We start from the raw sequence: 18,293 nt of genomic DNA on the forward strand, positions 1-18,293 counted from the left end.
TTCCTCTAAAGGAATCTTTCGGTTTTTGACGACTCGCTTTTTCCTCTCTAAGTGTCCTTGTTCACGTAAGTTCTTTTCCCACGTGAAGAGAGTTCTGACGCCAACATCAAAAACCTTGGCTGCCTCGACATGGCTGTGCCCCTCTTTGATGTAATCTAATGCTCGCTGTTTAAAATCTGTACTATATGCCATAGCTTTATTATAACATGCTTGTTTGAAACTAAGCAACTATAATAGTCAGCACATCGTCAAGTTTTCCTGATTTGAGGTAGTTGATAGAGGATTGGAGTGTCACTCCATCAAGCCCCAGAGATATGAGCACCAAACCGCTGATCTGGTCGCAAAGGGTAAAGAGATAACCACCATGGGCGTTGCCATAGTAGTTGAGCGACGAGTCCACTACTTTGGTCGTCACCACAACGTGACCATCTCTCATTTGTTCAATTTCGTAATTTTCAAAGGCAGATATAGCGTCAAAATGAAAATCTTTCATTGTTTCCTCCTGATATTTCAAACGACACTATGATACTACTTTTTATAGGACTGTTCAAGGAGAAAGCTCCTAGTCTGGCAAAATTCCAACCTGCTCCACAAAGCGCATAAAGGCTGCCTGTCCTTGTTCTGTCTGCTTGTAGACACCTGCATCCTCCAGTACACGCGCAAAGATAGCACCAACAGAGTCCTTGACGATTTCAAGGGCTTTTTCTTTATCCGCTAGGTCTGGATGTTGGACTTTGAGTTGGTCTGCCCATTCCTGATGATAATCGGCAACTGTATCACCATCTCCCACGAGATAGCTAGCGACTTGCTCCACCTCTTCTTTCAGACGAGGTGGTAAAATAGCCAAGCCCATGACCTCAATCAAGCCGATATTTTCCTTCTTGATATGTTGGACATCCTTGTGAGGATGATAAATGCCATCAGGATGTTCTGGTGATGTTTGATTATCTCGTAAGACCAAGTCCAACTCAAACTGTCCATCGCGTTTACGAGCAATTGGTGTGATGGTGTGATGCGGTGTTCCGTCCGTCTCTGCCAAAATCTGCACACTAGAATCTGAATACTGACGCCATTCCTGGAAAATCTTATCAGCTAAGTTAATCAAATCCTCTTTGGAATCCGAAGTCAAGCGTAGGACAGACATTGGCCACTTGATAATTCCAGCCTTGACCTGCTCAAAACCAGCAAATCGGAAGGTCTTTTGCAAGGGAGCCAATTCCATAGGAAATACGTGACGGCCTCCCTGATAATGATCATGAGTTAGAATAGAGCCCCCCACAATCGGCAGGTCGGCATTAGATCCAGCAAAATATCCTGGAAACTGCTCTACGATAGCCAACAGACGTTCAAAACTCTGACGACTAATGGCCATGGGACGATGCTGGCCATCTAAAAAGATACAATGCTCATTAAAGTAAGCATAGGGCGAATACTGGAACCCCCATTCCTGACCAACCATTTCAAAACGGATAATCCGGTGGTTTCTGCGAGCTGGGTGGTTGATCCGACCATGGTAACCCTCATTCTCTAAACAAAGTTGACACTGAGGATAATTACTAGCTTGCACCAACTTGGCTACCGCAATCTCTTTCGGATCCTTTTCAGGCTTAGAGAGATTGATGGTAATTTCAAGTTCTCCATAATCAGATGGAACACGATAAGCGATATTTTTAGCAATGGCCTTGAGTTTGATGTAGTCATTTTTCCGACTGAGTTGATAAAAATCCTCTATCGCTTGCTCAGGAGAGTAGGCATAGGCTTCCCAGAAGTCACGATTGACCTGACTCGGACAAGGAGTCACCAAGTCCATCAGTTCAGTACCGAGGATTTCACGCGCAGTCTGACTATCCTCAATCGTCTCTAATCGAACGGCTTCCTCAACTAGCTGGTCCTTGAGGTCAATCAATTTATCCAGATTGGTCTCAACTTCCAAAACACCTTCTCCCACTCGTGCCAAAACACGGTTGGTCAGGTAGATTCGATCCATTTCCTCAAATGAACTTTCAGAAATGACATGTGTTACAAATTTATCTACTAAGATCACTATAGAGCCTCCTTTTGACTAGTCAAGGACGCGAGTGCCACCTGCAACTTCAGCGATATAGAAGCTTGGAGCGTATCCAACTACTTCCTCGTAGTGTTTGCCTACAGCTTCCTTAAAGGCCTCAACAGTATCTTTTTGAACCAAGGCAATGGCACAGCCACCAAAACCAGCCCCTGTCATACGAGCACCGAGAACTCCTTCTTGTGCCCAAGCTGTGTGAACAAGAGTATCCAATTCCAAACCAGTTACTTCATAATCACGCTCCAGAGAAACGTGTGACGCATTCATCAAACGACCAAATGTTTCCAAATCACCTGCTTGAAGGGCTGCTTGAGCTTTAAAGGTACGTTGGTTTTCAAGCACAGCATGGCGAGCACGTTTCAAACGATTTTCATCTTTAATCAGATAGCTATATTGGTCAACGGCCCACTCGTCCAATTCACCCAGGGTCTGAATATCCAAGGCAACTTGCAATTCTTCCACTGCTTTTTCACACTCAGCACGACGTTCATTGTATTTAGAGTCCGCCAATTCACGGCGTTTGTTAGTGTTCATGATAACAACGACATTGTCCTTCAAATCAAGTGGCACCAAGTCATACTCTAAAGTGTTAGTATCTAAGTAAATAGCACGTTGGTCTGCACCCATACCGATAGCAAATTGGTCCATAATACCAGAGTTGACTCCGATAAAGTTGTTTTCTGTTTGTTTTCCGATTTTAACCAAATCGAGACGCTCTAATTTTAAATCAAAGAGATGCTCTGCCACAACCCCTGTCAAGAGTTCCAATGATGCTGAAGAAGACAAACCAGCACCATTTGGGATATTCCCATAAACATAAAAATCAAAACCTTTGTCAATCACATGCCCAGCTTCTTGCAAGAAATGAAGGACACCTTTTGGATAGTTGGTCCAGTTGTGCTCTTTTTCAAACTTGAGGTCAGCGAGAGGCACTTCGATAATGCCCTTGTCCTCAAAGTTAGCTGAGTAGAAACGCAAGACTTGGTCGTCACGCTTGCGAGCTGCACCGTAAGTTCCCAAGGAAATAGCGGCAGGAAAAACGTGCCCACCGTTGTAGTCTGTGTGCTCACCAATCAAGTTGATACGACCTGGTGAAAAGAATGTTTGGTCTGCTTCTTGACCAAAAACAGCAAGAAAGTCTTTACGAAGAGCTTCTGCAGTAAGATCTTGTGTCATATGATTTCTCCTTTGACTGTCCGTTAAGTCACCTTAACGTGTAATCGTTTTCTTCTATTGTATCCAAGAGATTTTCCAAGGTCAATCCTTTTTACTAAACTTTTACTAAAATATCGGTAAAAGGCAGAAAAATATGATATACTAACCTAAAAGGAGGAGGATTTATGGCTACCTTAAAAGACATTGCACAGCTAGCCTCTGTCTCTATCGCGACCGTATCCCATGTCCTAAACCGCGACCAGAGCCTATCTGTTACAGAAAAAACCAGACACCGTATTTTAACTGTTGCTGAAGAGTTGGGCTACACTAAGCACCTCAAGACAGGCGAGTCCCACAAACCCAAGCAAAAGATTGCCATTATCCAATGGGTCAGCGAACAAGGAGAGCTGGATGACCTCTACTACTACCAGATTCGCCTAGGCATAGAAAAAAGAGCCCAAGAACTGGACTATGATATCTTGCGCTATTTTAATGACCATCCTTTTACCCTAAGCGAGGAAGTGATTGGGATTCTCTGTATCGGAAAATTTAGTCGAGCTCAGATTTCTGCCTTTGAAGAATACCAAAAGCCTCTTGTATTTCTAGACAGTGATACACTTTCCATGGGACATACCTGCATTATTACGGACTTTTACACTGCTATGAAACAGGTTGTCGATTATTTCCTCAGTCAAGGGCTGAATCGCATTGGGATTCTAACAGGTCTTGAAGAAACAACTGATCAAGAAGAAATCATTCAGGACAAGCGTCTGGAAAACTTTAAGAACTACAGTCAAACAAAAGGAATCTATCATGATGAACTGGTCTTTCAAGGAAGCTTTACTGCCCAGTCTGGTTATGACCTGATGAAGGAGGCTATTCAGAGTTTGGGAGACCAACTCCCACCAGCATTTTTTGCAGCTAGCGATAGTTTAGCTATCGGCGCCCTCCGTGCCCTTCAAGAGGCTGGAATCAGCCTGCCAGATCGTGTCACCCTCATTTCCTTTAACGACACTAGTCTGACCAAACAGGTTTATCCTCCCCTTTCTAGCATCACGGTTTATACTGAAGAAATGGGCCGAGCAGGTATGGATATTCTTAACAAAGAAGTACTCCATGGTCGGAAAATACCTAGCCTGACCATGTTGGGAACCAAACTGACATTAAGAGAAAGTACCCTAAATCAAGAATAGGATAACATAAAAAACGAATAGAGTTCTAAAACTCCTATTCGTTTTTTATTCGATTACAATCATAGACTTAATTGTCTTACGTTCATCCATATCTTTGTAGGCTTGGTCGATATCTTCCAGTTTATAACTTGAAGTAAAGACGCGACCTGGATTGATATCACCATCAAGGACGGCTTTTAGTAAAAATTGCTTATCGTATGTTGTAGCAGAAGCTGCCCCACCTGCTACAGAGATATTTTGAATAAATGTCGAACCAAGAGCACGATTATTATAGTGTGGGACTCCTACAAAGCCCATACGCCCTCCATTATGAAGAACACCTAGCGCCTGTTCTATAGCAGCCTCCGTACCAACACATTCAAGTGCTGCGTCTGCTCCTCCACCGAGGATTTCACGCACCTTGGTAATTCCTTCTTGACCACGTTCTGCAACAACAGCTGTCGCACCTGACTCCATAGCCATCTTTTGACGGTCTTCATGACGGCTCATAAGGATAATTTGTGATGCTCCACGCATCTTAGCCGCGATGACAGCACATTGACCAACAGCCCCATCACCGATAACAACAACCTTGTCCCCTTTTTGAACATTTGCAACACGCGCCGCATGATAGCCTGTCGGCATGACATCTGCAAGAGTCAAAAGGGACTTGAGCATCCCTTCTGTATAGTCAGAAGGTTGACCAGGGATTTTAACCAGCGCCCAGTTTGCATAGTGGAAGCGAATATATTCTGCCTGAAAATCACCCCCCAAATTATTGCCAATATGATTGTCGCAAGAACCGTCAAATCCAGCAAGACAGGCATCACACTCACCACATCCATGTGTAAAAGGGACAATCACAAAATCACCTGGTTTCACCGTCGTAATGGCTTCCCCAGCTTCTTCAACAATCCCAATCGCTTCGTGTCCACTATTTTTGTGTCCAGCTTTCGTTTCTGGATTACGGTACCTCCATAAATCTGAACCACAAACGCACGCACGAACCACACGAATAATCACATCATCCGCTTCTATTATTTGCGGACGTTCAATGCTAGCAAGTCCAACCTGACCTGCCTTTGTATATACTGCTGATTTCATTTAAAATTTTCCTTCCTTATAAAGTTTAATTTTGAGATTTAAGCGATTTAAAGCCGTCTGTAACTGAGACAAGCGCTCCTCTAATTTTTTCTTTTCCTCTTCTAAAATACCAAGCCTCTCCTCTCGCGTTTCATCCCCCTTTTGGTAGAGCGACATATAGTCAACTAAACTGTCTACAGAGACACCTGTCGAACGAAAACACTTAATAAATTCCAGCGCTTCTATATCCTGATCTTGAAAATCACGAATCCCAGTTGCAGTACGAGTAATCGGTGGCACAAGACCAACCCGTTCATAATACCGAATCGTATCCGCTGAAATTCCCAACAAATCACTGGCAGATTTAATATTCATAGGCTAACCTCCTCTCCTTTCATTCACTGAGTTTAAGCTACTCTAACTCACTTATCTTATTATATAACTTTGAGTTGACTCCAAGTCAAGCATTTTGCACCTAATCGAAAAATTTTTATCATTAACAATCATATATCTGGAGTTTATACAATGCTCTTCTCTTACCAATTTTTGAAATATTTAAATAATAAAGAAATTACTCTATTCCAAATAAGATAGTACCCAAGTATTTTTCACTTTTTTCTAATGTTGATGCTCATAACTCCGTTCCAAGTCACACACCTTTCGCTTATGGGTTTGGTGAGTTTCTAGGTCAGCATCAATTTCAATGGTAATATTTTGAAAACCACAATCTTTTAGGAAAATTCGAATAGACTCTTTACAAGTTTCCATATGTTCCATTTCTTTTAGACAAACATGGACAATGGCATTTTTTTCCAAAGCATCCATAGTCCAGAGATTAAGCTGATTAAGGCTGGCCACATTGTCCAATCGCTCCAGGCCACTCTTTACTTGCTTGATATCAAGACCTTCTGGCACAGCATCCAAGAAAATCTTGAGTGTAGACCAAAAACGTGGAAGGGCTTTTGAAAGAATAAAGAAAGAAATGACAAGGGACAAAAGAGGATCTAGGATATACCAGTCCGTAAATCGAAGAACAATCGCCATCAGGATAACAGCTACCCACCCTAGCGTATCTTCCAGAAAATGCAGACTCAGAATAGACTCATTCTTTGTCTTTCCCTTACCAACCACCAGACTCGCTAACAGATTGATAGTAATCGCAATAATTCCTAACCAGAGAATCCCCTCATCATTGACTGGTTGCGGATGCAAAATCTTCGTGACATTTTCCAAAATGACTAGAACAGAGCCCGTTACGAGAATCACAGCTGTTACCAAGGCTCCTAGCAGGCTAAACCGCTTATAGCCCAAGGTGTACTGATTGTCTTCTTCACGATTGGAGATTGTTTCTAAAAAAGCTGATATTCCAATTGCAATCGCATCTCCCAAGTCATGCACAGAGTCAGCAAGAACAGCGCTAGAACCAAATATTCCACCTGCAATAAACTCAACAATGGCATAAGTCAAATTTAAGAAAAAAGCCACCCAAGCAGCATATTTTGCCTTCATATTTCTCATTCCTTTGTTATAATAGATTTATGAACACCTTGTTCATTATCATTATCCACTAAAACTCAAAGAAAGGATAGAAGCAAAACGTCAGCTTTATTCAGTTCTGAACAATTTGCCTTAAGTGTCCATATGACTAACATTGACCGCCGTATCAGCAAAACCAAAAAAGCCATCTATCAAGCTTTTATACAACTTTTGAATGCTAAGGGCTACGAGACCACTACTGTTCAGGATATCATTGATCTCGCAGATGTGGGACGATCCACCTTTTACTGTCACTATGAGAGTAAGGAGCTTCTTCTGGACCAGCTCTGCCGCTACCTCTTCCATCATCTTTTTGAAAGAGAGCAAGCCATTTCAACCGAGGACTACCTCGCCCACCTCTTTCTCCATTTTCATAAAAACCAAGACCATATCACCAGTCTGCTATTTTCCAAAAATGACTACTTCCTCCGTCAACTCCATAAAGAGCTAGAACACCATGTCTATTCCGTGCTAGCTGATAATTTAAAAGAAGCCCACCCTAATCTGCCTACTTCTTACCTCCAACACTTGGTCATGTCCAACTTTATCGAGACATTGACCTGGTGGCTCAAAAAAGGTCAAGATTTCACAGACCAGGAAGTTGTCCAATTTTATCTAGACCTTCTCATTCCTAAAAATTGAATATAGAGTAAAGCTCAGTTGTCTTATTTCTAGGTTACTGAGTTTTTTATCTTTTCAACAACAAAAGAGGACCCGCCGATCCTCTTTTTCATACTATAAATCCTTGATTATCAACTATATCTGTTTTAATCGAAATCTCAAAACAGCACTTTCAAACATCTTTTCCTAGTTAAGTAAATCAGTATTCTGCTTAGCTGCCTTGCTCCATTGATACCAACCAACTAGACTGTTAATGAGATAAATTAGATATTTCCCTTGAATTTGCAGGCTTTCTCCCCACCAGAGATAGATTGAAAAGACATTGGTAGCCGCCCAGAATATCCACTGTTCACGGTAAACAGCTGTCATGAGGATTTGCCCTACCCCATTGGTTGCATCTGTGATTGAATCACGATAGGGACGATTGGCACCAATAGACTGATAAATGAAGCCAAAGGCCAACCACCAAAGCACACTAATGGAAAGATACTTTGTCCAGCCCTTGCCGTCCAGTTTACGCGCGACAAACTCCTGCTTTTCCTTCTTAAACTGTGCCTGATAAATCCAAACTAGAAGTCCAATTGGCTGCATGACTGTGAAGTAAAGTGTCGTCAGCACCTCACCATAAAAGCCTTTCTGTAGGGCCAAAATAAGGTAAATAACAGAGTTAATCAAGCCAAAAAGATAATTACTTGCTCGACCTTCCGATACAAAGATTACACAGATAATCCCTGTCAAGCTACAAATCATCCCAATCCAGTCAACAATACGATGTTCGTAAACCAACTCCAGCCAGAGAGGAAAACTTCCTAAAACCAGCAAATAAATCCACTGGGCAAAACTACGATGGGCAAAGAGGTCATCCCAGATAGCCTTCATAGTTCCTGAAAATCCTAAATCAGCCATAGCCGCAACCATACGACGGTAACCACCTGACATTTCACCTAGGGTTGTTTTGATATTTTCAATTTTCTTTTGCAAATAAGTATGCATCATTTCTCCTTTTGTTTTTAAAGAGCCGTGTCTGGATAGACTTTCGGACGCAACGCTCTATTAGATAATGAACTGCCTATACACAAGATTTCTAACCTTAGTCGACATGAGCTGAAACCCCTTATTTGTTAAGTAGTTCACAAAATATTATACACCTATTTTATGAATAGTCAACTGTCTTTACAGTAAAATTTTAGAAAATCATGAAAATTTTCTCTTTCTTTCCATTTTAAGTGACATTCAGTCATTCTCACATCAAAAAAGCCCAGACGAAATTGTCTGAGCATTCTTTTATCTAGTCGTTTAAGGAAGTTGAGTTCAGTATGTTTAAAGTCTCTACCCCATCATTTCTTCAACAAACCTTGTTCTTGTAGAAATTCCTTGGCTACTTGTTCCGCTGACTTGCCTTCAACACCGACTTGATAGTTGAGCTGGCTCATCTGGCTTTCAGTAATTTTACCAGCCAATTTATTGAGAACTGTTTCCAACTCTGGATGTTTCTTGAGAAGAGCTTCTTTCATCAGTGGAGCCCCTTGATAAGGTGGGAAGAGTTGTTTGTCATCGTCCAATACCTGTAAATCATAACGTGCCAACTCTGCATCGGTTGAATAGGCATCCGTGATTTGAATATCACCTGACTGAATTGCCTGATAGCGAAGGGCTGGCTCCATGGTCGCCACATTAAGATTGAGACCATACATTGACTGCAAGCCCTTATTTCCGTCTTCACGGTCATTAAACTCGAGAGTAAAACCTGCCTTCAGCTGCCCTTCCACTTTTTTCAAGTCCGAAATGGTCTTCAAGCCATATTCTTGAGCAATCTTTTTCGGAACAGCTACAGCATAGGTATTTTGATAAGACATGGGTTTGAGATAGGCTAGATGATCCTGTTTGGCAATACCATCACGCGCTACATCATAAACCTGCTCTGGCTCATGACTCACTTTCGGTGATGGCTGAAGTAAACTTTCAGTCACCGTTCCTGTAAATTCAGGATAGATGTCAATATCGCCTTTTTTCAGAGCTTCATAGAGGAAGCTTGTTTTCCCAAAATTCGGTTTAACAGTCGCAGTCATACTGGTATTTTCTTCAATGAGGAGTTTATACATATTGGCCAAAATTTCTGGTTCTGGTCCCAATTTCCCAGCAATGACCAAGTTCTCTTTCTCTTTTTGAGCCAAAAGAGCTGGACTATAAGACAAACCAAGCAATATGGTCACCAAGGCAAAACCAGAAAAAATCGTCCGCAATTTTGCTTTTTCCATCACTTTTAGTAGGAAGTTAAAGGCAATGGCAAGCACTGCTGAAGAAAGGGCCCCAATCAAAATCAGACTGGCATTATTACGGTCAATTCCCAAAAGGATAAAGGAACCTAGTCCCCCTGCACCAATCAAGGCAGCCAAGGTTGCCGTACCGATAACCAAGACAGCTGCAGTCCGAATCCCAGACATGATAACCGGCATGGCCAGTGGAATTTCGAATTTCTTGAGACGTTCCCATCTGGTCATCCCAAAGGCAATCCCAGCCTCTTGCAGACTCGGATCAATTCCCTTGAGTCCAGTGATGGTATTTTGCAAAATCGGAAAAATCGCATAGATCACTAGAGCTGTCAATGCAGGCAAGGTTCCAATTCCCATCAAGGGAATAAAGAGCCCCAACAAGGCCAGAGACGGGATGGTCTGGAAAATCCCTGCAATCTGTAAGACCCAATCCGCCAACTTCTCATGATAGCGAAGATAAACAGCCAAGGGAATCGCAAGCAAAATAGCTAGTAACAAGGTCAAAAGTGACAACTGCAAATGTTGAGATAGGGCTGTCAACCAATCACCAAAACGATCCTGAAAAGTTGCAATTAAATTAGTCATGAATACTACCTCCAAACAAGTCTGCAACAAAGTCTGTTGCAGGAGCTTTTAAAATAGTCTCAGGATTCGACACCTGACGAATCTCTCCATCCTGCAAGACAGCAATACGGTCCGCCAATTTCAAAGCTTCATCCGTATCATGGGTTACAAAAATCGTTGTCATCCCAAACTCTTTATGCAATTCTTTTGTCAGAACCTGCAACTGTTTTCTCGAAATAGCATCAAGAGCCGAAAAAGGCTCATCCATGAGGAGAATCTTAGGCTGACCAATCATAGCACGGACAATACCAACCCGTTGCTGTTCTCCACCAGATAGTTCACTAGGCAAACGATGCCCATACTCAGCTACTGGTAAACCAACCTTGCCCAAAAGCTCTTCTGTTTTCTGAGCAATTTCTTCCTTAGTCCAGCCCTTCATCTCAGGAATCAGGGCAATATTTTCCGCAACCGTTAGATTTGGAAATAGGGCAATGGCCTGTAAAACATAACCAGTAGACAGACGAAGTTCACGCTCATCATAGTCTTTGATGCGCTTGCCATCCATATAAATATTTCCATCAGTCGGTTCCAAGAGACGGTTAATCATCTTAATCATGGTCGTCTTACCTGAGCCAGATGGCCCAACTAAAACCATAAATTCCCCATCCTCAATCTGTAAGTTGACATCTCTCAAGACATCCTTTTCTGTGTAGCGCAGTGCTACATTTTTGTATTCAATCATTCTTTGTCCTCATTTTAAAACTTTCCTCGATTGGTCATGTCTTCTACCTTAGGCATGACTTCCTTATTGTCCCAATGCTCTACAATTTTTCCATTTTCTAAACGGAAGATATTGTACTGGGCATAAGCAAGGCCATCAATCTGAGTCTGACCATAACTAACCACATAGTTTCCTTGTCCTAAGAGTTGGAAAACAAAGTCGAAAGCGGCCTTTACTTATAAACAGCTAATTTGATCTATTTTAATCCTCTTTTGCCTTCTCTTTCAGATTCGCCAAAATTCTTTCTTGAAAGGCTTCAAATTGCCGAATTTCTTCCTCTGAAAATCCTTTGTAAAAGATCGTATCCAATTTCTGACTAACACGATGCCCCACTTCTTTCTGGGACTTGCCTAACTCCGTTAAAACTAAATACTTCTTACGCTTGTCTTTTCCACACGGACTAACAATTACAAGCTTTTGTTCCTCTAGCTTTTTTATCATAGTCGTCAGCGTATTATTCGCAAGCCCAGTCGCAAGCGCGATATCTGTCGCAGTTGCGCAGCCAGTTTTACTATTCCATAAAACCGCTAAAATCTTACCCTGCTCACCCCTATAAAGAGCCTCAGGATCTTGGCTCAGTAACTTCTGAAAAATCCGCCCATTCAACAAACGAATATGATGGGCTAGCAAATGACTATCTTTCATAACACCTCCAATTATTTCGATATCGAAATGAATAGAATAATTGTAACACTTGTCCTTTCAACTGTCAACTATTTCGATTTAGAAATAATTTTTGATAATGATTTACATCACCATACTCCGGTTCAACTAACTTTTAACGAGAGTTTCTAAACTCCTTCGTCCTCCAGTCTACAAAAGCCTTCCATCTGTACTATACTATATTTTATGAGGAGTCACGTTTTTCCTATCAGACCATTTATTTTAAAGATAGAAGTCAATCATAATTGCTTCCATCTGTTCTTTTATAGTATATTGAAGTTGGACTAGGGCACTGTATCTTCTAAAACATCGATAGAAAGCGATTTAATTCCCCCAATCAATTTGTTCATATCTTATTTCATCCCGCTATAATTTCACCTTACCCTATCTTTTTCGTAGCACCCTTCAAACAGCCTATACCCTACCGTTTGACGATTCCTCACTTCGCTCCACTTCCATTACAGAAGTTTCCTCACTACTATGGGTTCGGCTGACTTCTCATGATTCCTTGTTACTACGCTTTCAGCGCTCATGAGACCTCACGGGATAAGTCCTACATCTTTCCTCGTTTATACAAGATATGAGGACGTTAAAAGGTTAGAGTGAAAATAGGAAATCTGACGCAGAGTCTTTAGACTCTAGAAAGATTTATCTTTTTCACACAAACCTTAGTCCGAATTCAATTACTCTCGTGATTTACGCATATAGGTTACGACTACCTTTTTGGACTTTAGAGTTTCTGGCCCCCTTATCCGCTATATACGCCTTACTATCACCTTCCTGTTCGTAGAGCCACGATTTCGCTATCCCTTCCTCTAACGATTCTTATTTCCAGTGTCAGACTTAAAACGGTCTATCTCCAGACCGTTTTAATCCGCTACCTCACGATAGTCAGGCTTAGGAATCGCTATTGGGTTCACCGGTAGCAGGTGCCCACCGAGGACTTACACCTCAGATGCACGACATGCCCGTCGTACCAAAAAATACTTTGATCCACAATGGAATCAAAGCATTTTAAAAATCTCCCCATACATAAGCGCAGAAACTGCGGTTCCTCTGTACTTGGTTTCTTCTCTCTTGATAAAACGAGCCAAATTGAGCAACTCAGGTGCCGGATGTTTGGGATTCTTGAGCAATTCACGATTGACCAGACCTGAGAGACGAACTGCCAGCAATTGCTCATTTGTAGTAGGCAGTTTTTTAGCAGTCTCTAGGAGAGCAGCAACTAAATCTTCACTCAAATCATGTCGAGCATGATTGTAAAGATCTTTTACAAGGCTTTCTAGGTTTGGTTCTACCATCCCTACCACCTCCTTATGTTTAATAATTTTTAATCAAATCAACTGTTGAACGATCCAATTTCTTCACCAAGGCTTGTAAGAAGGCTTGCGCTTCTAGGAAGTCATCCATTGCATAAAGTGTTTGGTGAGAATGGATATAACGAGCACAGACTCCGATTGTTGTTGATGGGACACCACCATTTTTCAGATGTGCTGCGCCAGCGTCTGTTCCGCCTTTACCACAGTAGTATTGGTACTTGATACCAGCTTCTTCAGCTGTTGTCAAAAGGAAATCCTTCATTCCTGGGAGAAGCAAGTGACCTGGATCGTAGAAACGAATCAAGGTTCCATCTCCAATCCTGCCTTGACCGCCATAAACATCACCAGCAGGTGAGCAGTCAACTGCTAGGAAAACTTCTGGGTCAAACTTGGTTGTGGAAGTATGCGCACCACGGAGACCAACCTCTTCTTGGACGTTAGAACCCAGATAGAGTTCATTGCCAAGTTTCTGACCTGACAGAGCTTCCGCCAACTCGCTAACCATAAGAACACCGTAGCGGTTGTCCCAAGCTTTTGAGATGATATTTTTTTCATTGGCTGTCAAGATTGCAGAGCTATCTGGTACGATGGTATCACCAGGACGGATTCCAAAACTTTCTGCCTCAGCCTTATCCGCAAAACCGCCATCAAAGACGATATCGGCAATGGCTGGCATGGTTGGTCCCCCCTTTCCACGAGTCAAATGCGGCGGAACAGAACCTGAAATCACAGGAATTTCACGACCGTCACGAGTCAGAAGTTTGAAACGTTGGCTGCTGACTACCATGGGGTTCCAGCCACCGATTTCTACGACACGGAAGGTACCATCTGGCTTGATTTCGCTGACCATAAAACCAACTTCATCCATGTGAGAAGCGACCAAGACGCGCGGCGCATCCGCTGCTTCTGAATGTTTAATACCAAAAATACCACCCAAGCCATCTGTCACCACTTCATCCACATGCGGTGTCAATTTTTCACGAAGATAAGCACGGACAGGCGCCTCATGACCTGAGATAGCAGCAAGTTCTGTTACTTCTTTAATTTTTGAAAATAATGTTGTCATTTCAGTTCCTTCTTTCTTTCATCCATTTTACCACTTTTTAGAGGAGAAGGATAGTGGGAAGGTGGATAGTTTCTTACTCAGTTTTCCTATAAAAAAGAGAGACAGATATTCTTTCAGGAATTTTTCTTTCTTTTTTACATTAAATTGTCAGAAATTTTATTGACAGATTAGAAAAAACATGTTACAGTAATATCCGCAGGTATCTTTCGATACCAAATCTACATGAAAGGACGGGGTATGAAACTTTCTCATTATTTAATTGGCTTACTTCTGCTCCTAGTCTTTCTCTCTATTAGCATTGGAACCAGTGATTTTTCATGGGGAAAACTCTTTGCTTTCGACCAGCAGACCTGGCTACTATTTCAGGAGTCCCGTCTTCCAAGAACCATCAGTATTCTCCTTGCGGCCTCTAGTATGAGTATGGCAGGCCTTCTCATGCAGACCATCACTCAAAATCAGTTTGCTGCTCCGAGTACAGTTGGAACCACTGAAGCCGCCAAACTGGGAATGGTATTGAGCCTCTTTATCTTTCCGTCTGCGAGTCTAACCCAAAAGATGCTCTTCGCTTTTGTTTCATCCATCATATTTACCCTCTTCTTCCTAGCCTTTATGACCATTTTTACTGTAAAGGAAAGGTGGATGTTGCCTCTGATTGGAATCATCTATAGTGGGATTATCGACTCAGTCACAGAAGTTATCGCCTATCGTTTCAATCTGGTTCAGAGTATGAGTGCTTGGACCCAAGGATCCTTCTCCATGATTCAGACTCATCAGTATGAGTGGCTCTTCTTAGGCCTCATCATCCTGATAGCCGTTTGGAAATTATCCCAAACCTTCACTATCATGAATCTAGGGAAAGAAACCAGCGAGAGTTTGGGGATTTCCTACTCCCTACTTGAAAAACTGGCCCTCTTTCTGGTGGCACTAACGACTAGTGTCACCATGATTACCGTGGGTGGCTTGCCATTTCTCGGGGTCATCGTTCCCAATCTTGTTCGCAAGCGCTATGGAGATAATCTAAGCCAGACCAAACTCATCGTCGCACTAGTCGGTGCCAATCTAGTTCTGGCCTGCGACATCCTATCCCGAGTTCTGATTCGGCCCTATGAGCTGTCTGTCAGTCTTCTACTAGGAATCATTGGTAGCCTCGTCTTTATCCTACTTCTCTGGAGAGGGGGACGAAAAGATGCAGTTTAAAAGCAAACATACCAAACTCTTCTGCCTTCTCATTATTCTGGCCATTGGAGCTTGTCTCCTCTATTTTTGGCCCATCACCCACCTGTCTGCCTTTGCCTGGAAGCTACGTTCCCAAAAAATTGTCGTTTATCTCTTGGTAGCTATCGCGACTGGGATTTCGACCATTAGTTTTCAAACCCTGACGGAAAATCGTTTCCTGACGCCAAGTATTTTGGGAATCGAATCCTTCTACGTCCTACTACAAACCCTACTACTGGTTTTTGAAAGTAAGTTTCTTCAACTCGGGAAGTCTCCCATTTTAGAATTCCTAGTCTTACTTCTACTTCAATCCCTCTTCTTTCTCGCCTTGCAAGGCTACTTGAAGACACTGATGAAGCAAGACCTTGTCTTCATTCTGTTGATCTGTCTAGCCCTCGGAAGTCTCTTTCGAAATATCAGTACCTTCCTTCAGGTCCTGATGGATCCAAACGAATACGATAAACTGCAGAATAGTCTCTTTGCCTCCTTTCAACATCTCAACACTTCCATCCTAGCCATTGGTTCTCTGATTATCCTTGCTTTGACAATCTTTTTCTTTCAAAAAGCAGTCATTCTGGATGTCTTGCACCTGCAAAGAGAAACAGCTCAGGTATTGGGACTCGATGTTGAAAAAGAACAGAAAGAACTCCTCTGGGGTATCGTACTTTTGACCTCAACAGCAACTGCCCTGGTAGGACCTATGGCCTTCTTCGGCTTTATGCTAGCCAACCTCACTTACCTAATTGTCAAAGACTATCGGCACAAGTTGCTCTTTATCGTGGCCATTCTGGTCGGATTTATCAGTTTGACCTTGGGGCAGGCCTTGATTGAACGAGTCTTTGCGCTGGAAATTCGCATCAGTATGATCATCGAGAGTGTGGGTGGCTTCTTATTCTTTATCTTACTTTATAGGAGGGCGCGTCGGTGAAACTGGAAAACATTGACAAATCCATTCAAAAACAGGATATTTTGCAAGGCATTTCGCTTGAAGTCAGTCCTCAGAAACTGACAGCCTTCATTGGTCCAAATGGTGCTGGAAAATCGACTCTCCTCTCCATCATGAGCAGACTGACCAAGAAAGATCAGGGAATTCTCAGTATCAAAGGTCGTGAAATCGAGAGTTGGAATTCGCAAGAACTAGCCCAAGAACTGACCATCCTAAAGCAGAAGATCAATTACCAGGCAAAATTAACCGTTGAAGAACTGGTCAGCTTTGGACGTTTTCCCTACAGCCGAGGACGCCTGAGAGAAGAAGACTGGGAAAAAATTCGAGAAACTCTGAACTATCTGGAACTGATAAACTTAAAAGACCGCTACATCGATAGTCTGTCTGGCGGCCAGCTCCAACGTGTCTTTATCGCTATGGTACTGGCCCAGGATACGGACTTTATCTTGCTGGACGAACCACTCAACAATCTCGATATCAAGCAAAGCGTCAGCATGATGCAGATTCTTCGGCGACTGGTGGAGGAACTCGGCAAGACCATTATCATCGTCCTCCACGATATTAACATGGCCAGCCAGTATGCGGATGAAATTATCGCCTTCAAGGACGGTCAAGTCTTTAGCAAGGGAAGAACCAATCAAATCATGCAGGCTGACCTGCTCAGTCAACTCTATGAGATTCCTATCACGCTAGCTGATATCAATGGCAAAAAGATCTGTATCTATAGCTAGTAACATAGAAGCTCAAGTTAGAGAACCTTCGGTCTCTTAGTCAATAAGACCAAGAGACTCCCTAAATCGTTATCACATTTTAAAAAGGAGAAATCATGAAAACATCCCTTAAACTTTATTTCACTGCCCTAGTGGCCAGCTTCTTGCTTCTACTTGGTGCATGCAGTACAAATACAAACTCAAGCACTAGTCAGTCGGAAACAAGCAACTCTGCTCCAACAGAGATAACCATTAAAAGTTCACTAGACGAAGTCAAACTTTCCAAAGTTCCTGAAAAGATTGTGACCTTTGACCTCGGCGCTGCGGATACTATTCGTGCTCTAGGATTTGAAAAAAATATCGTTGGAATGCCTACAAAAACAGTACCAACCTATCTCAAAGACCTAGCTGGAAAAGTTAAAAATGTTGGTTCTATGAGAGAACCTGATTTAGAAGCTATCGCCGCCCTTGAGCCTGATTTGATTATTGCTTCCCTACGTACACAAAAATTCGTAGACAAATTCAAAGAAATCGCCCCAACAGTTCTCTTCCAAGCAAGCAAGGACGACTACTGGACTTCTACCAAGACTAATATCGAATCCCTAGCAAGCGCCTTTGGTGAAACTAGTACACAGAAAGCCAAGGAAGAATTGGACAAGCTAGACAAGAGCATCCAAGAAGTCGCTACTAAAAATGAAAGCTCTGACAAAAAAGCCCTTGCCATCCTCCTCAATGAAGGAAAAATGGCTGCCTTTGGTGCCCAATCTCGTTTCTCTTTCTTGTACCAAACCTTGAAATTCAAGCCAACTGATACTCAATTTGAAGATTCTCGCCACGGACAAGAAGTCAGCTTTGAAAGTGTCAAAGAAATCAATCCTGACATCCTCTTTGTCATCAACCGTACTCTTGCCATCGGTGGGGACAACTCTAGCAACGACGGTGTCCTAGAAAATGCCCTTATCGCTGAAACACCTGCCGCTAAAAATGGTAAGATTATCCAACTAACACCAGACCTCTGGTATCTAAGTGGAGGAGGTCTTGAATCAACAAAACTCATGATTGAAGACACACAAAAAGCTTTGAAATAAGCCACTTCAAACTCAATTTAATACTCAATGAAAATC

18 protein-coding genes and 2 pseudogenes are annotated in these 18,293 nt (G+C 42.4%); 6 read left to right on the plus strand and 14 right to left on the minus strand.

The window, feature by feature from the left end; translation table 11 throughout:
- From HT693_RS00935 to HT693_RS00950, 4 genes and pseudogenes are all read right to left on the minus strand, one after another.
- Positions 1-192: IS630 transposase-related protein (locus HT693_RS00935; RefSeq protein WP_172923968.1), on the minus strand; the 192-nt coding region annotated here is incomplete at its 3' end.
- Between the two features lie 40 nt (positions 193-232).
- Positions 233-493, minus strand: a pseudogene (locus tag HT693_RS00940) (PaaI family thioesterase); the annotation flags it as partial.
- 69 nt (positions 494-562) lie between these two features.
- Positions 563-2,044 (minus strand): UDP-glucose--hexose-1-phosphate uridylyltransferase, encoded by a 1,482-nt coding sequence (locus HT693_RS00945; RefSeq protein WP_101514787.1) that lies wholly within the window; start codon positions 2,042-2,044, stop codon positions 563-565.
- Between the two features lie 18 nt (positions 2,045-2,062).
- A complete protein-coding gene (locus HT693_RS00950) occupies positions 2,063-3,241 on the minus strand; it encodes a galactokinase (RefSeq protein WP_172924673.1) in 1,179 nt (392 codons plus the stop codon).
- A 164-nt stretch (positions 3,242-3,405) separates the two neighbouring features.
- Between HT693_RS00950 and galR the strand changes: the two genes are divergently transcribed.
- Complete coding sequence (galR, locus tag HT693_RS00955) at positions 3,406-4,413, plus strand: DNA-binding transcriptional regulator GalR (protein WP_138704770.1); 1,008 nt, start codon at positions 3,406-3,408, stop codon at positions 4,411-4,413.
- Positions 4,414-4,458: 45 nt separating this feature from the next.
- On the opposite strand, the gene HT693_RS00960 is transcribed toward galR, so the two are convergent.
- The 3 genes from HT693_RS00960 to czcD form a co-directional block, all read right to left on the minus strand.
- A complete protein-coding gene (locus HT693_RS00960; protein ID WP_000833733.1) occupies positions 4,459-5,496 on the minus strand; it encodes an alcohol dehydrogenase catalytic domain-containing protein in 1,038 nt (345 codons plus the stop codon).
- Positions 5,497-5,850, minus strand: a complete 354-nt coding sequence (gene nmlR, locus HT693_RS00965) for a stress response transcriptional regulator NmlR (protein WP_001022631.1) — start codon at positions 5,848-5,850, stop codon at positions 5,497-5,499.
- 243 nt (positions 5,851-6,093) lie between these two features.
- Positions 6,094-6,984, minus strand: a complete 891-nt coding sequence (czcD, locus tag HT693_RS00970) for a cation diffusion facilitator family transporter CzcD (protein ID WP_000645093.1) — start codon at positions 6,982-6,984, stop codon at positions 6,094-6,096.
- Between the two features lie 132 nt (positions 6,985-7,116).
- Between czcD and sczA the strand changes: the two genes are divergently transcribed.
- On the plus strand, positions 7,117-7,653 hold the full coding sequence (gene sczA, locus HT693_RS00975; RefSeq protein WP_000181704.1) for a TetR/AcrR family transcriptional regulator SczA: 537 nt from the start codon (positions 7,117-7,119) through the stop codon (positions 7,651-7,653).
- Between the two features lie 165 nt (positions 7,654-7,818).
- Here the strand turns inward: sczA and pnuC are convergent, their stop codons facing one another.
- From pnuC to pepA, 7 genes and pseudogenes are all read right to left on the minus strand, one after another.
- Positions 7,819-8,625 carry a nicotinamide riboside transporter PnuC gene (pnuC, locus tag HT693_RS00980; RefSeq protein ID WP_000557779.1) on the minus strand — a complete coding sequence of 269 codons (807 nt, stop codon included), beginning with the start codon at positions 8,623-8,625 and terminating at the stop codon, positions 7,819-7,821.
- A gap of 344 nt (positions 8,626-8,969) precedes the next feature.
- Positions 8,970-10,490 (minus strand): ABC transporter permease/substrate-binding protein, encoded by a 1,521-nt coding sequence (locus HT693_RS00985; protein WP_138704769.1) that lies wholly within the window; start codon positions 10,488-10,490, stop codon positions 8,970-8,972.
- Positions 10,483-11,211, minus strand: coding sequence for an ABC transporter ATP-binding protein (locus HT693_RS00990; protein ID WP_050207779.1), 729 nt, complete (start codon positions 11,209-11,211; stop codon positions 10,483-10,485). Before HT693_RS00990 ends, HT693_RS00985 begins: the two co-directional genes overlap by 8 nt.
- A gap of 14 nt (positions 11,212-11,225) precedes the next feature.
- A pseudogene (locus HT693_RS00995) lies at positions 11,226-11,414 on the minus strand (polyketide cyclase); the annotation flags it as partial.
- 37 nt (positions 11,415-11,451) lie between these two features.
- Positions 11,452-11,895, minus strand: a complete 444-nt coding sequence (locus HT693_RS01000; RefSeq protein ID WP_000655206.1) for a MarR family transcriptional regulator — start codon at positions 11,893-11,895, stop codon at positions 11,452-11,454.
- A 1,022-nt stretch (positions 11,896-12,917) separates the two neighbouring features.
- On the minus strand, positions 12,918-13,214 hold the full coding sequence (locus tag HT693_RS01005; protein ID WP_023933658.1) for a bacteriocin immunity protein: 297 nt from the start codon (positions 13,212-13,214) through the stop codon (positions 12,918-12,920).
- Positions 13,215-13,233: 19 nt separating this feature from the next.
- The gene (gene pepA, locus HT693_RS01010) at positions 13,234-14,298 is read right to left on the minus strand and encodes a glutamyl aminopeptidase (protein WP_023933656.1); all 1,065 of its coding nucleotides are present in this window, start codon (positions 14,296-14,298) and stop codon (positions 13,234-13,236) included.
- Positions 14,299-14,535: 237 nt separating this feature from the next.
- Between pepA and HT693_RS01015 the strand changes: the two genes are divergently transcribed.
- The 4 genes from HT693_RS01015 (at position 14,536) to HT693_RS01030 (ending at position 18,257) form a co-directional block, all read left to right on the plus strand.
- Positions 14,536-15,495 (plus strand): ABC transporter permease, encoded by a 960-nt coding sequence (locus HT693_RS01015; RefSeq protein WP_000777227.1) that lies wholly within the window; start codon positions 14,536-14,538, stop codon positions 15,493-15,495.
- Positions 15,485-16,441: an iron chelate uptake ABC transporter family permease subunit gene (locus tag HT693_RS01020; RefSeq protein WP_001159838.1), complete on the plus strand. Its 957-nt coding sequence runs from the start codon at positions 15,485-15,487 to the stop codon at positions 16,439-16,441. Before HT693_RS01015 ends, HT693_RS01020 begins: the two co-directional genes overlap by 11 nt.
- The gene (locus tag HT693_RS01025) at positions 16,438-17,190 is read left to right on the plus strand and encodes an ATP-binding cassette domain-containing protein (RefSeq protein WP_000764295.1); all 753 of its coding nucleotides are present in this window, start codon (positions 16,438-16,440) and stop codon (positions 17,188-17,190) included. Before HT693_RS01020 ends, HT693_RS01025 begins: the two co-directional genes overlap by 4 nt.
- Before the next feature lie 95 nt (positions 17,191-17,285).
- Entirely contained in the window at positions 17,286-18,257 is a 972-nt protein-coding gene (locus tag HT693_RS01030; protein WP_000858270.1) for a siderophore ABC transporter substrate-binding protein, read from the plus strand.
- Positions 18,258-18,293: the final 36 nt, after the last annotated feature.

Origin of the sequence: Streptococcus sp. 2154, from assembly GCF_013277255.1 — a bacterium.
Classification (GTDB): Bacteria; Bacillota; Bacilli; order Lactobacillales; family Streptococcaceae; genus Streptococcus; species Streptococcus pseudopneumoniae.

What these genes read in the sequence shown, in the direction of transcription:
- HT693_RS00950 (WP_172924673.1), bottom strand. Translation starts at nt 3,241, where the DNA reads ATGACACAAGATCTTACTGCAGAAGCTCTTCGTAAAGACTTTCTTGCT.
- galR (WP_138704770.1), top strand. Translation starts at nt 3,406, where the DNA reads ATGGCTACCTTAAAAGACATTGCACAGCTAGCCTCTGTCTCTATCGCG.
- HT693_RS00960 (WP_000833733.1), bottom strand. Translation starts at nt 5,496, where the DNA reads ATGAAATCAGCAGTATATACAAAGGCAGGTCAGGTTGGACTTGCTAGC.
- nmlR (WP_001022631.1), bottom strand. Translation starts at nt 5,850, where the DNA reads ATGAATATTAAATCTGCCAGTGATTTGTTGGGAATTTCAGCGGATACG.
- czcD (WP_000645093.1), bottom strand. Translation starts at nt 6,984, where the DNA reads ATGAAGGCAAAATATGCTGCTTGGGTGGCTTTTTTCTTAAATTTGACT.
- sczA (WP_000181704.1), top strand. Translation starts at nt 7,117, where the DNA reads ATGACTAACATTGACCGCCGTATCAGCAAAACCAAAAAAGCCATCTAT.
- pnuC (WP_000557779.1), bottom strand. Translation starts at nt 8,625, where the DNA reads ATGCATACTTATTTGCAAAAGAAAATTGAAAATATCAAAACAACCCTA.
- HT693_RS00985 (WP_138704769.1), bottom strand. Translation starts at nt 10,490, where the DNA reads ATGACTAATTTAATTGCAACTTTTCAGGATCGTTTTGGTGATTGGTTG.
- HT693_RS00990 (WP_050207779.1), bottom strand. Translation starts at nt 11,211, where the DNA reads ATGATTGAATACAAAAATGTAGCACTGCGCTACACAGAAAAGGATGTC.
- HT693_RS01000 (WP_000655206.1), bottom strand. Translation starts at nt 11,895, where the DNA reads ATGAAAGATAGTCATTTGCTAGCCCATCATATTCGTTTGTTGAATGGG.
- HT693_RS01005 (WP_023933658.1), bottom strand. Translation starts at nt 13,214, where the DNA reads ATGGTAGAACCAAACCTAGAAAGCCTTGTAAAAGATCTTTACAATCAT.
- pepA (WP_023933656.1), bottom strand. Translation starts at nt 14,298, where the DNA reads ATGACAACATTATTTTCAAAAATTAAAGAAGTAACAGAACTTGCTGCT.
- HT693_RS01015 (WP_000777227.1), top strand. Translation starts at nt 14,536, where the DNA reads ATGAAACTTTCTCATTATTTAATTGGCTTACTTCTGCTCCTAGTCTTT.
- HT693_RS01020 (WP_001159838.1), top strand. Translation starts at nt 15,485, where the DNA reads ATGCAGTTTAAAAGCAAACATACCAAACTCTTCTGCCTTCTCATTATT.
- HT693_RS01030 (WP_000858270.1), top strand. Translation starts at nt 17,286, where the DNA reads ATGAAAACATCCCTTAAACTTTATTTCACTGCCCTAGTGGCCAGCTTC.